This window comes from Cyclobacterium qasimii M12-11B, from assembly GCF_000427295.1.
GTDB lineage: Bacteria > Bacteroidota > Bacteroidia > Cytophagales > Cyclobacteriaceae > Cyclobacterium > Cyclobacterium qasimii.
Window position 1 is genome coordinate 1 of sequence record NZ_ATNM01000059.1, and the last position, 14,473, is coordinate 14,473.

The following is a 14,473-nucleotide window of genomic DNA, read 5'->3' on the forward strand; positions in this document are numbered from 1 at the left end:
AACCCTTGATAGGACGTGGAAAACATTTCTTTGCGACTCTGCGGCTCTGCGTGCAATTTTTCAATTCTACATAATTATTGTTTCTCGCAAAGGCGCTAAGACGCAAAGGGCAAAGGGCCCTTAATATTCTATAAAATTTGTAATTCTTCTACCAACAAACGAAGCCGATGAAAATGAGATTGGAGTTGATTCCAAATTAAGCATGGTTTTTGCCACTTTTATTTTTTTATTCCTACGCAAAAAAGTAGTTGTTTGCTTCTATTGCATAATGGTCTACTAAAGAGAGTGGAAATGTATAGTTTATTGAGAAGACAGGTCTGGCCCATTATAACGTTAATTTTGATCTCAAACTCCCTTTGTTTAGGTCAAAGAATATCAGGTGCCGCTACCTTGAAAATAGATGATGGTTGGAATGAACGCATTTATGCTATCAACCAGCTTGAGTTTTTTGAGGACAGTACCAATCAATTGGATTTCAAAGGTATAAGTGAGGGGGAGTTTCAACAGTTTATAAAAATAAGACCTAACTTTAGTAAGAATAATTTTAACACCGATTATACTTATTGGGTAAAGCTATCGATAGCCAACAGTCCAGAAAGTAAAAAAAAATGGTTACTCGAATTTTATGACCAAAGCATCGACCATATTACTGCATATGTACCTAATGGCAATGGCGGGTATACAATAAAGGAAATGGGAGACAATAATCCCTTTTCTCAACGACTTTTCAATCATAAAAATTTTCAATTGCTTTTGGAGAACAGCGAAGCAGGCATTTCTAATTTTTATTTTAAGGTTAATTCTTCACAAAAGGCAGATATCAGAATTGCCGTAAGATCTCTTAACCGTTTTGTTCATTATGCGCTAAGTGAGTATTTTCTTTACGGCCTTTTTTATGGTATGATTTTGATTATTGCCTTCTATAATTTTTTAATATTTCTGGCGGTCAAAGAAATGAAATACGTTTACTACATTCTTTACCTTCTGAGTGTGGCGCTTTATGCGATGAGTTTAGACGGAATAGGTTTTCAATATTTTTGGCCCAATTACCCAAATTGGAACGCTGTTGTCAATGGTATTTTTAGCTTTTCGATTGTGTTATGGGCAGTTTTGTTTACAGTCAGGTTTCTAAATACCAAAAGAAAGGCATTGGCTTTTCACTACTCTTTATGGATAGTACTTAGTATAAAAATTGTCCTTTTCTGTTTAGGTTTATTTGTCGACAATAAATATTTTGAACTTACCTATTTTGATAGCTTACCCTTCTTATTAATATTGTCGACTTCAATTTTTCTGTTGGTAAAAAAATACCAGGCTGCCAGATTTTTTGTCATGGCTTACGGTGTATTATTTATAGGTGTCTGCATAAAGATCTTGGCAAACTACGCCATTATACCCCATACTACCTTTGTTTATTACAGCCTTCACTTTGCTTTTCTAGTGGAAATGGTGCTATTGTCTTTTGCCCTAGGAGATAGGATTAGGTTAATGAAAGAAATCAGGGACAAGGCTCTTAAAAGATCCCTTTCGCAATACAAGGAGAATATTTCCTTGAAAGAAAAGGTAAACAAAGAACTGGAGTATAAAGTGAGCCAAAGAACGGCAGAACTTCAAGCCAAAAACGAACTTTTAGAAGCCTACAATGGGCAACTTAAGGAAAAAGATGAAGAAATTGAACGTATCAACGCCTTATTGGATAAAGACAATTGGAAATTGAAAAGCTCCATTAAAGCTTCGTTTCGGGCCAGGTTAACCAAAAAGTCATTGACCCTTTCAGAATTCAGGGAAATTTTTCCAGAACCTTCAGCTTGTTACAGGTATTTGGAAGAATTAAAATGGGGAGATGGCTTTCAATGCCGCCAATGTGACCATACAAAATACGGTAAAACAGCTAAAGTTTTTAGTAGAAGGTGTACCAAATGTGGCCATATAAATTCGGTTACCTCTGGTACGGTCTTTCACGGTATTAAATTCCCTTTGGACAAGGCCTTTTACATTATTTACGCTTCCTATATTACCCGAGAAAAATCGACCTTGGACCAACTGGCAGAAATTTTGGATTTGAGAAGAAATACGATTTGGGCCTTTCGGAAAAAAATCCAAACAAAAATAGGCAATCAATCTGATCTTGAATTTGGGTGGGAAGAGATTGTTTTATTTGAAATGGTCGATTACTAAAGCAATTTCAAGGTGACAAAAAGAGTGTAAACACAGTAAAACCTCCTATTTTTTAATCTTACAGTTTTCAATTTTCTTTGTGCTTTTGTCCAAAGTGAACAGCTATCAAAGAGGATCATATTTTTGAAATATTCAATTTTGACAGTGTCTTTATCTCTTTTTACATTCATGCTATCCATCCGATATGAAATTATTTAATATGCTGTCTATTTCTTAAATAAGGTGTTTTTCATTGATATTAATGTGATATTTCCTGATAAAATTTGAACATTTTTTTAGCATTTTAGTTAAGGTTTCATGGCTTTTTTTCATAATCTGCCATTACTTTATTTTAGTTTCATACTCAAATCAACTGGAGTTGATTGACCTAATTAACTATTAAAATTACCTAAACTCAAAACCCTATGAAAATTCCCTTTACTATAGAAAAAGGAAATTTTAAACCCAAAATCCCTTTTTCATTATTTTGGTTAATATTCTTATTTGGAGGGCTTATGTTTTCCGAAGGTTCCCTATTAAAAGCACAACAGCTCACTGTGAGTGGGACAGTGAAGGACCCATCTGGTGAATCAATTCCGGGCGTAAATATTCTTGAAAAGAGCACTGGGAATGGAACAGTGACAAATATTGATGGCAATTATGAATTGCAGGTCGCATCAGCACAATCTGTTTTAGTATTTTCATTTATAGGGTTTGAAAGCCAAGAGGTTGTCGTCGGCGCCCAAAGCACAATTGATATACAATTCGTAGAAGACGCTCAAGGGCTTGATGAAGTGGTAGTTATTGGGTATGGTACACAGCGAGAGCGTGACCTGACCTCTGCCATTACCACTATAAAGTCAGATGATATCATCAAAACACCCAATTCTCAGGCCATGCAATCCCTACAAGGAAGGGTCGCTGGTGTACAGATCGTCAGTAATGGTGCACCCGGTGCTTCCCCAACAGTAAGGGTGCGTGGTGTTGGCTCATTCGAAGGAGGAGGAGCGCCACTTTATGTGGTTGATGGTATGTTCTTTGACAACATAGACTTTCTTAATCCCAATGACATTGAAACCATATCTGTACTTAAGGATGCCTCAGCTTCGGCTATTTATGGAGTGAGGGCAGCGAATGGAGTGGTGGTAATAGAAACAAAGGGTGGGAATTACAACCAGGAGCCAGAAATTGTATATGACGGCTATTACGGCATTCAAAATCCTCAAAATGTACTGAAGATGGCGAATTCCCAACAATTCGTACAGTACATCAATGAGACAGGAGCTGTAGCGGATATGGAATTTATTCAAAATGCCATTCAGCGATATGGAAGAAGTTATGTAGACCCCTCATTGCCTGCAGTAAATACGGATTGGTATGGAGAAATAATGGCCCCAGCTGCCATTCAAAACCATAACCTATCTTTCAATGGAGGGGGTACAAAAACCAGGTATTCTTTAGGAGCAAGTTATTTTGACCAGGAAGGCTTAATGAAAGAAACCCGCAATAGTTATCAACGCATGAATTTCAGGATCAAACTTGACACAGATGTGAAAGAGTGGATGACAGTTGGAGGTAATCTGAACGTAAGTACTGCTGAGCAATACAATGGAGACAACGGGGCTTGGTTTAGGTCTTACTTTGCTGTACCTATATTGCCTGTTTATGATGAAACCAATATAGATGCTTCTCCTAATAGCTTGTCTAATGCACAACAATTAGGGTATAGGTCCAACCAAAATCCATTTTACAACTTACTCTACTCAGACAATCGAAATAAAGTTGCCAAGTTATTGGGTAATTTTTACTCTGAAATTGAAATTATACCTAATAACCTGACTTTTAAAACTTCATATAATTTTAGTATGGAGAGTATCAATTCAAGAAATGTTGGATTTGCTTATAGCGATGGTAGAGAAGAAAGACAATCCTCTTTGAGCAGAAATTCCTTTACGAGAAATGATCAGATTTGGGACAATTTTCTAACCTATCAAAATAATTTTGACCTACACAACCTTACGGTAGTTTTAGGCCAATCTTTTAGGAGTGAGTCAAATGAGGTTTTATTCGCAAGAGGAGAAAACCTTAACCCTGATCCAATGAGAGATGAGGAGCAGTTTTGGTATTTAAATAATGTCACTGATTTTGACTTAAATGGTATAGGAGATGGAGGGAACAAGTTGTTCTATCAATCTTATTTTTCCAGGGTTGCCTACAATTATGATGATCGTTATTTATTGTATGGAACTTTTAGAAGAGATGGAAACAATAAGTTTCAGCAAAAATGGGGTAATTTTGCCACTTTTGGAGCCGGATGGGTGCTTACAGAAGAATCCTTCTTTAATGTTCCAGCCATTAACTTTCTAAAATTGAGAGGCTCATGGGGCCAATTGGGTAATGATGGAATAAATTCCTCAGTTGGAGCGCCTCAGTTAGTGGAAAACAGGGGGGCTTATGATGGGGTTTTGATTATAGGAAGGAGATTGGACCCTACTTTTGATTTGATCGATCGTTGGGAAACCACAGTTGAGCGAAACATTGGATTAAACGCCAGATTATTTGCTGAGCGATTATCAATCGATGCCGACTACTTTATCAGAGACACAAGAAACCTGGCAGTTAGCATTATTCCACCTGTAATACGAGCAAGTGAAAGAAGGAGTGTGGGAGAAATTAGAAATGAAGGCCTGGAATTGTCTTTAAACTGGGAAGACAATATCTCCCAAGACTTCTCCTATTACCTCAGTGGAAATATAGCAACACTTAAAAACACCGTTTTAAGTTTAGGTGGTCCGGAAAGTCTGGACGCCGGCTCAGCAGAATTCAGACAGCGTTCTATTGTAGGACAGCCTTACTTGGCATTTTATGGTTATGAAACGGATGGCGTTTTCCAGACGGAGGAACAAATTAACAATTACGGATACAGCTCACAGTTTGTAGCTGACAATAACCTACAATCGGGAGATTTAAAATTTAAGGACCAGAATGGAGATGGAGTAATCAATGATGAAGACAGGGTAGTCCTTGGGTCATTTCTTCCAAATTATTCTTATGGATTCAACGCTGGCTTTAACTACAGGAATTTTGAATTTTCAGCGTTGATTCAAGGTCAGGTAGGCAATAGTATTCTCAATCGAAAGAGGGGTGAAATAATATTTACAAATGACACTAATATTGATGCTGAACTGGCAGATAACCTATGGAGAGGTGAGGGAACATCCAACAAGTATCCTTCGGCCGCTGGATTGAGGAAAAGTTGGAACCAGAATTTAAGCAATTATTTTGTGGAAGATGGTAGCTATTTTAGGCTCCAAAATGTTCGCTTGACTTATGCTATTGTAGATAAAGACGTTTTTGGAGTGAAATTTCCTCAAACTCGGGTGACGCTTACTGCAGATAGGCCATTGACCATATTTAATTACAATGGTTTCAATCCTGAAGTAGCCAATGGCATAGACCGTCAGGTATATCCAATCCCAGGCACCTATACACTAGGCCTAAACATCAAACTTTAAATTCGAAACAAAGATGAAAAACAATAAATATACTATCGTTTTGTTTTTGGCTTTAATACTTGGGCTGACAGGACAATCTTGTACGGGTTTGCTGGATGAGCCACTGGAAAATAAAATTATTGTCGAAAACACAGATTATACGCAATACCAAAACATGGACCTTTTGCTGTATGGGGCTTACAATGAGCTTTATTCACTGCAGTGGGAAAGTTTCCCAATCATAAGTGTTCGAGGTGATGATGTAAATGCTGGGGGTGACCAGGTGCCACTTACAGAGACGGATAACTTTCAATACAACAGAAGCTTCTGGATGTATAACTCTATCTGGCTCAATCTCTATTCAGATCTTCTATTTTGGCATGGTGCCATGGAAGAGATTGAAAAATACAGGGAGGCAGGGGCCAGTGAGGTTGATTCTCGCCAGTACATTGCTGAAATTAAAGTGTTAAGGGCATATGAATTGATGCATTTAACCCGATTATGGGGATCAGTTTTGATACCCAATTCATCAGAACCAAGTCACTTGTTTAATGTCGAGCTGTCCGATTTTGATGAGGTAATGCAACACATTTCGGAACAGATGGATGAAGCCATTCCTGACCTTCCAAGCATTCACCCCAATCAAAGAACAAAAGTAAAAGGTGGAGTTACAAGGTATACTGCATTGGCAGTCAAGGCCCTTGCGAATTTGGAATTAAACAATTATCAAGAGGTGGTAAAAGCTACAGATGAAATCATAAGCAGTGGCTTGTATCAGTTGGAACCAGATTATTACCAACTGTTTAAACTTCAAGGTAAACTGAACGATGAAAATCTTTTAGAACTGCAATATTCAGATTTTGGTCAGGCAAGTGGTACCAATACTCGGTACTTATGGGATTTTTTCGGTCCTGCCAACTGGACACCTGCAGTCTCAGGTGCTGGAGGTGGCTGGGGTTTCTGGGAACCATCTCTCAAATATGTGAAATTTATGATTGACAGAAATGAGCAGGAGAGGTTGTCTACCACTGTACTATTTACGCCAAGTGGAATAGCGGAAGTACAAGCAGATCCAAACTTTGCATCACTTCCAAATTGGGTTACCAATAGCAGTGCGGATGGCGATGTGTTTAACGATCATCCCAGGTATAATTTCCTTAGTGGAAAACATTATTTGCCCTCTACCCAACTTACTCCTGGTAGGTTTGGCTACGGAGAAAACAAAAACTTCACTTGTATAAGGTATGCTGAGATATTGCTTATACATGCAGAGGCTTTGGTAAGTGGTGCCACCGGGGGAGTGATTTCGGCAGATGATGCGGTCAATTTGGTCCGGAATAGGGCAGGGCTAGGAAACCTTAATGGCGTAAACCTTGAAGCTGTTCTGGATGAAAAATTCGCGGAATTTGGAATGGAATGGGGAATTAGGTATTACGATTTGGTTCGTCACGAGCAGACGGATGCCCTGAATTATGGAGGGAGGGTTTATGATCCTCAGGCAGATAAATACCTGCCTTATCCACTTGAGCAGCAGGATATTTTGCCTCAAATCAAAGAAGCTGCTAACAATAATTAATGGTAATAATAAATGTAATCCGATGATAAATAAAAGGTTCACCCTTATAATGTTGATGGCTATGATCGCCACTTCATGTACAGATGGTTATATTGACGATATCGCCTTTGTAGCTCCCGGCCCAGATAACAATGCGCCGGAAATAGAAATTAATTACCCAAATGAGGGTACAAAAATTCGAGTTGTAGAAGATGTTACGGCTATCAATATTGACCTTACCATTGAAGATGATATTGAAATTGATGCGGTTTCATTGACAATGGATGGCACTGCAATAGCAAGTTTTAATGAATTTATTGATTATAGAAGGTTTTTAAAGAAACACACTTTTGAAGCACTTACCAATGGACAGCATGTTCTTGAAGTAATGGCTACAGATAAGTCTGGAAAATCTACAGTAAAATCGGTGACTTTTGAAAAAACTGAACCGTACCAGCCGATTTATGATGGTGAAATTTTCTATTTGCCATTCGATGGTGATTTTGTAGAATTAGTTCGCCTTCAAACGCCTGATATTGCAGGGGCACCCGAATTTGCTAGTGGATTAATGGGTAGTGCTTATGCCGGCAAAACAGATGCCTACTTGAAATTCCCTACAGACGGATTAAAAAATGAATCTTTTGGCGCTGTTTTTTGGTACAACCTGAATGCCAGTCCCGATAGGGCCGGACTTTTGGTGATGGGACCACCTGATGAAGCCAATCCTACTGCGATGAACAACAGAACCTCTGGGTTTAGGTTGTTCAGAGAAAATGCAGGTGGAATGCAAAGGATAAAGCTCAATGTAGGGGATGGTACCAATGACAGTTGGTTTGATGGGGGGAGCGCCGCAGATATTGATCCTGCTATTTCGGGCTGGAACCATATTGCTTTCACCATCGCTTCAGATCAGGTTACCGTTTATCTCAATGGGGAAATTGTTAGCCAGAATAACTTTAATGGAGTAGACTGGACAGGATGTGATTTACTATCCGTTGGTTCTGGAGCTCCTAGATTCGCAGGTTGGGGTCATTTATCTACCGCAAGCTTAATGGATGAACTGAGGATTTTTAATACAGCTTTGACTCAAGAAGAGATTCGATCGATCATGGCCGCTGAAAGCAATTAAGAAAATCATAGCACAACGGCAGCCATACATCACGGCTGCCGTTTTATGTTCCGTCTCATGCACCGAATAATAATTACCCGATACCTACTTCTGATCCTGTTGTTTTCTTGTCAAGAGGAAACTTCCGAGCTTCCCAATATCCAATTGACCAAAGCAATGGCGGGCCAATTGTTATTGGTACAGGATTATAATCAAAATTCGGGTATTGGTACAGATCAAGGCATTTCAGTGTTTTTTTCCACAGCAATTGATCCTGGAAAGATGGAGGAAGCGATAAGCCTAAAAGAGGAGCTTTCGGGTGAATTGGTAAAATTTAATGTCAATTTTTTAGACAGTAATAAGGAAGTGGTTCTTCGGCCAATAGGTTTGTTGAAGGAAGGGGCTACTTATTTACTACGCATTAGTTCTGGAGCATTAGGCAATCAAGGTACATTTTTCCCGGGTTATGAGGTGAAATTCACCACCCAATCTTCAGCTATTGAAGTATTAAGCTTTGCTATAGATGGAGCTGAATGGGCCGGGAATCGTCGATGGTTGAATGCAAACACTGATTTTTCTATAGGCCTGACCTTCTCAAAAGCCATTGACCTTACCATCGACCAAATTAAAATAACTCAAAACGGAATTCCTATGCAGGTGAATTTAGAAGCTGGTGAGGATGAAAGGAATTGGATACTAAAGAGCCCTGATTTACTCGATGGCTTCAAGAAGCATGCTCTCGTGATAGGCTTTGAACAAGTTTCTTCAGTTGAAAATGACATAGAAGATTTTGCAGTCGAATTCTTTACAGGAAAACCTAGTGTAGCCAAATTCCCGCTGTTAGACAATGCTGCTTTATTGACCTTGGTGCAGCAGCAAACCTTTAACTATTTCTGGGATTTTGCCCACCCTGCCAGTGGAATGATCCGGGAGCGAAATACTTCAGGGGATATAGTGACTACTGGAGGAACGGGCTTTGGAATGATGGCCATTATTGTTGGCATAGAAAGGGGATTTATCACTAGAAACGAAGGTGTGAAAAGGTGGGCAAAAGTGGTAGCATTTTTATCAAAAGCAGACAAGTTTCATGGTGCATGGCCACATTGGATGAATGGAAGTACCGGAAAAGTTATTCCATTTAGTCTTTCAGACGATGGGGGAGATATTGTAGAAACAGCGTTGCTTATTCAAGGTTTATTAACTGTGAAGGAATATTTAAACCCTTTAAATGCTACTGAAAAAGAGATTAGAGATAATATTGATGATTTATGGGAGGCAGTCGAATGGGACTGGTATACTAGGGGAGGTCAAAATAAATTGTTTTGGCATTGGTCTCCAGCCAATGAATGGATCATGAATTTAGCCGTTACAGGATACAATGAGGCGCTCATCGTTTATGTATTGGCCGCTTCATCCTCTACCTATCCGATCGATGCTGAGGTATACCACAAAGGCTGGGCAGGAGAAGGCAAAATCATAAATGGAAACAACTATTTTGGACATTTATTACCATTGGGGACGCCTATGGGTGGTCCTTTATTTTTTTCTCACTATTCTTTTTTAGGTCTTGATCCGCGACCCTTAAGAGATCAATATGCTGATTATTGGGAACAAAATGTTAGCCATAGCCTTATTCATTTGGCCTATAGTGAGCAAAATAGTTTGGGATATGTTGGCTATGGATCTGAAATATGGGGCCTTACAGCCAGCGACAATCATTTAGGGTACGGTGCCCATTCTCCCACCAATGACATTGGCGTAATAGCTCCTACTGCAGCATTGTCATCCATGCCCTATACACCAGAAGCCTCAATGGCTGCACTAGAATTGTATTATTATGGATTGGGTGACAAGTTGTGGGGGCAACATGGTTTTCATGATGCTTTTAACCTTACCGAAGATTGGTTTGCGGATAGTTATCTCGCCATAGATCAGGGGCCCATAATAATTATGATAGAAAACCACAGAACAGGTTTATTGTGGAAATATTTTATGCAAAACCAGGAGGTCAAAGATGGCCTGGATAAACTAGGTTTTAGCTATTGAAATTATAGGGTTTTAATACCATTTAAAATAAGTGTAAAATGAAGAAGATAGTAAATAAATGGAATTTAGCGCTTGTTGTATGGCTACTCATTTCAAGTTGTGCAAGCGAAATAGTCCAATCGGATAGGATAACCACAAAGGGATATGACAGGCATGTTGAGTTGCAGTGGGAGCCGGTGGCGGGCGCAAAAAGCTATGCCGTTTTAGTTAAAAAGAAGGACAATAGCTATACCAAAAGAGCCGAGGTAAAGGATACGATCTACCTTGATTTCGTAAATGACCTTGGGACTGAGCTTGAGCTCTCTTATAAAATTGAAGCACAGTTAATTGAAGGGAAAGAGAGTTTGGGCGAATCAGCCGTTGCCACGCGTTCTATGACGGATGAGGAATTACTTGACATGGTTCAATACTATACTTTTCGGTATTTCTGGGAAGGGGCTGAGCCAAATTCAGGAATGGCCAGAGAAAGAATTCATATGGATGGTGTCTACCCTCAAAATGACCAAAATGTAGTGACTACTGGAGGCACTGGTTTTGGAATCTTTGGCCTGTTGGCTGGAATTGAAAGAAATTGGGTAACTAAAGAAGAGGGCTTAGAGCGGTTTGAGCGCATGGTGGGCTTTCTTAAAAAGGCAGACAGGTTTCATGGGGTTTGGCCCCACTGGATCAATGGTGAAACCGGAAAAGTAAAGCCTTTTGGGAATGACGATGATGGAGGAGATTTGGTGGAGTCAGCCTTCTTAATTCAGGGCTTATTAGCTGTTAGAGAATACTATAAAAATGGTGGTGAACGAGGAAAAAAACTTGCTCTTCAGATTGACGAATTATGGAAGACAACGGAGTGGAGCTGGTACACGCAAGGAGGTCAGGATATTTTATACTGGCATTGGTCCCCCAATTTTGCCTGGCAAAAGAATTTTGGGATCAAAGGCTATGATGAATGCATGATTACCTATGTTTTGGCTGCTTCATCACCTACCTATGGGGTACCAGCAACTGTCTACCATAAAGGATGGGCCAGAGATGGTGACATTGTAAATGACACTTCGGCCTATGGACATGACCTTCCTTTGAAACACAATGGTTCTACTGAGTTTGGAGGCCCCTTATTTTGGTCTCAATATTCTTATTTAGGCCTGAACCCTAAGGGCTTAAAAGACCAATATGCCAACTATTGGGAGCATAACCGTAACCATACTTTGATTAACAGGCAATGGTGTGTAAATAATGAACAAGGATTTAAAGGCTATGGGGAAGACCTTTGGGGCTTGACGGCAAGTTATACCGTTACAGGATATGCTGCCCACAAGCCAGGAAATGATTTGGGGGTGATTTCTCCCACAGCAGCATTGTCCTCTATTCCTTATACACCTGAAGAAAGCATGGCCGTGATAAAGAATTTGTATTACAATTATGGAGAAAAAGTTTTTGGACGCTACGGCTTTTACGACGCCCTTAGCCCTGAGAAAGACTGGTATCCTCAACGTTATTTGGCCATCGATCAGGGGCCAATTGTTGCTATGATTGAAAACCATAGAACAGGTCTTGGATGGGAGCTATTCATGGCTGCACCGGAAGTTCAAGAGGGATTAGAAAAGCTAGGTTTTACAATAGCTGAAGAGTAATTTAAAATATTTTAAACAACTTGGAAAGCTATACGTTGAGGTAGAACATTTAGATTAATGTGTGTATCTATTTAAAGCATAAACATTTGATTATGATTGATTTATCAAATATTGCTATTATAGGAAGTGGGCCAACTTCACTCTATCTACTCCAAAATATTTGGACTCATATTGACGTATTTAAAAATAAAATTGGTAAAATATCAATTTTTGAAAAAGATAAAATTTTAGGGTTTGGTATGCCATATAATCCTTCTAATACAGATGTATTTAATATGGCAAATATTTCATCAGAAGAAATCCCAAAATTACAAGAATCTTTTGGCGATTGGCTTCGTAGTCAAAATAGAGAATTACTAACAAAATTCAATATAAGTGAATTTTCTATTGATGATTCTGAGGTATATAGCAGAATAGCTTTGGGATATTATTTTCATGAGCAGTTCAACCAATTATTAACTGCTATTAAAGCTACAGGGATCGAAGTCAATGAACATGGTGATGCTGAAGTGATAGACCTACTACAGAAGAAAAATGGGAGAATACTCTTAACCGACAGTCAACATAAAAAACACACATTCTCTACGGTTATCATTGCTAGCGGGCACCTTTGGAAAGAAAAAGATAATTTAAAAGCTGGATATTTTGCATCTCCTTGGCCAATTAGCAAAATACTCCCTAATGAGGGTACGTTTTATAATTTCCCAGTTGGTATCCTTGGCGCTTCTTTAAGCGCTTTTGATGTTGTGACCTCTCTATCACATCGGCACGGAGAGTTTGTATCTGTTGAAAATAAATTAAAATTTTTAAAGCATAAAGAAGCTTCAAATTTTAAAATAGTTCTACACTCCGCAGAAGGGTGGCTTCCACATTTACAATATGAACAACAAGAGCCATTGCGGGAGATTTATCGCCATTTTAGTAGAAGGCAATTATTGGATTTGATAGGTGATGAAGGATTTTTGAGAATTGAAGATTTTTTTGAAAAACTATGTCGCCCCTCATTGATTGCTGCTTTTACTAAGGATAATTTGTTGGATGTAGTTGAAAAACTTCAGCAGGAAGCCTTTAGCTTTAAAGATTTGGTCACTCTAATGTCCGAAAAGCACGAATATGTTAATTCCTTTGAAGGAATGAAAGCTGAAATGATAACTGCTAAAGATTCTATTAACAATAAAATCCCTATCTACTGGATGGAAACATTAGATGATTTAATGTATAGTTTAAATTACCATTCCGAGTTACTGCCAGCAGAAGATCATATTTTTTTACACAAAGAGATCATGCCCTTTTTAATGAACGTTATTGCTGCTTTGCCATTACAATCTGCAGAGATATTCTTAGCCCTTTATGATGCTAAATGTATAGCATTAAAGGCAGGAAAGGTTATTTTCAATGACGACTCCTTTGAAAATGATAAAATCAAAATTACGGTTGAGTTTGAGAAGGATGGAAAAAAAGAGATGGAGTACAATTTATTTATAAATTGTGGGGGGCAAAAAAGCGTGGAATTAGAAAATTTTCCATTTCAATCATTGGTAAAACAAGGAAGCATACGAAGGGCGACCACTAATTTTGCTACTTCAACGATTACCGATCAATTGATCAAAGAGTTGGACGCAAGCAAAATTATGCATGATGGTGATTGTACTCGCTTAATACTGTCGGGGATTGACATTGATTCAAGTTATAGGACCATTAATGAAAATGGCACACCTAACAATTCTTTATACGATATCAATTTTACCCATACCAATGGTTTACGTCCCTATTCATATGGTCTTCAAGCCTGTAATGCCACAAGTTTAATTTTGGTGGAGTCATGGGTTTCCGAAATTGTAGAAGGTGAAAATATTAGCAATAACATTGAAAACATTACTGCACTTTACGAAGAAAATGAGGAATTGTAATCAACTTGTTTCGCCCATTAAATTAAAGTGCAATTCTAGAAAAAATTAATTCAATAAGAATAGGCTTCAATCCATATTAAAATTCTGCTCAATACAAGTTTGTTGCTTTGTTGACCAATGACCCAAACCAGGGCATTTTATTAGCAAAAAAGTGGCAATGGTTATATTATATGATCCGATTTGGTCTAAGTTTAGCAATGCGTAACGAACAGTTTCAGGAACCTACAGAATTAAAAAGTACAATTAAAAAAATTAAAGAGGTAGTAAACTATTTTGAAAACAAGAATTAAGATTAATTCCTTTATTTTTCTTGTATTCTAAGGATGAAAAGGGAGATATATTTCGCCCCTGCAGGGCTTGAATTGCCAATATCGATTTTGTCACAGGGCTTCACCCTGTGCTATTATATTTGTCCCTTTAAAGGCCGGGTTTGATTTGATGGAGTTGTTTAACCTCATTGAGTTTTTAGTTGAAAATGAACTTATAATCCTGATATTTTTTCCATTTTAGCCCTGTAAGGGCGTAGTAAATTAGCACAGAGTGTCAGCCCTGTGACAAAAGTACCTATTTAAATCCTG

7 protein-coding genes are annotated in these 14,473 nt (G+C 38.5%); all 7 read left to right on the plus strand.

What is annotated here, in order from left to right:
- The first annotated feature begins 291 nt into the window (after window positions 1–291).
- The 7 genes from ADICYQ_RS05195 (at window position 292) to ADICYQ_RS05230 (ending at window position 13,895) form a co-directional block, all read left to right on the plus strand.
- Window positions 292–2,178: a 7TM diverse intracellular signaling domain-containing protein gene (locus tag ADICYQ_RS05195; RefSeq protein ID WP_040414666.1), complete on the plus strand. Its 1,887-nt coding sequence runs from the start codon at window positions 292–294 to the stop codon at window positions 2,176–2,178.
- A gap of 404 nt (window positions 2,179–2,582) precedes the next feature.
- Window positions 2,583–5,672, plus strand: a complete 3,090-nt coding sequence (locus tag ADICYQ_RS05205) for a SusC/RagA family TonB-linked outer membrane protein (RefSeq protein WP_020893988.1) — start codon at window positions 2,583–2,585, stop codon at window positions 5,670–5,672.
- A 13-nt stretch (window positions 5,673–5,685) separates the two neighbouring features.
- A complete protein-coding gene (locus ADICYQ_RS05210) occupies window positions 5,686–7,227 on the plus strand; it encodes a RagB/SusD family nutrient uptake outer membrane protein (protein WP_020893989.1) in 1,542 nt (513 codons plus the stop codon).
- A 22-nt stretch (window positions 7,228–7,249) separates the two neighbouring features.
- Entirely contained in the window at window positions 7,250–8,335 is a 1,086-nt protein-coding gene (locus tag ADICYQ_RS05215) for a LamG domain-containing protein (protein WP_020893990.1), read from the plus strand.
- Between the two features lie 57 nt (window positions 8,336–8,392).
- Window positions 8,393–10,360, plus strand: coding sequence for a glucoamylase family protein (locus ADICYQ_RS05220; RefSeq protein WP_020893991.1), 1,968 nt, complete (start codon window positions 8,393–8,395; stop codon window positions 10,358–10,360).
- Between the two features lie 38 nt (window positions 10,361–10,398).
- Window positions 10,399–11,985, plus strand: coding sequence for a glucoamylase family protein (locus ADICYQ_RS05225; RefSeq protein ID WP_020893992.1), 1,587 nt, complete (start codon window positions 10,399–10,401; stop codon window positions 11,983–11,985).
- Window positions 11,986–12,077: 92 nt separating this feature from the next.
- On the plus strand, window positions 12,078–13,895 hold the full coding sequence (locus ADICYQ_RS05230) for an FAD/NAD(P)-binding protein (RefSeq protein ID WP_020893993.1): 1,818 nt from the start codon (window positions 12,078–12,080) through the stop codon (window positions 13,893–13,895).
- Window positions 13,896–14,473 lie beyond the last annotated feature (578 nt).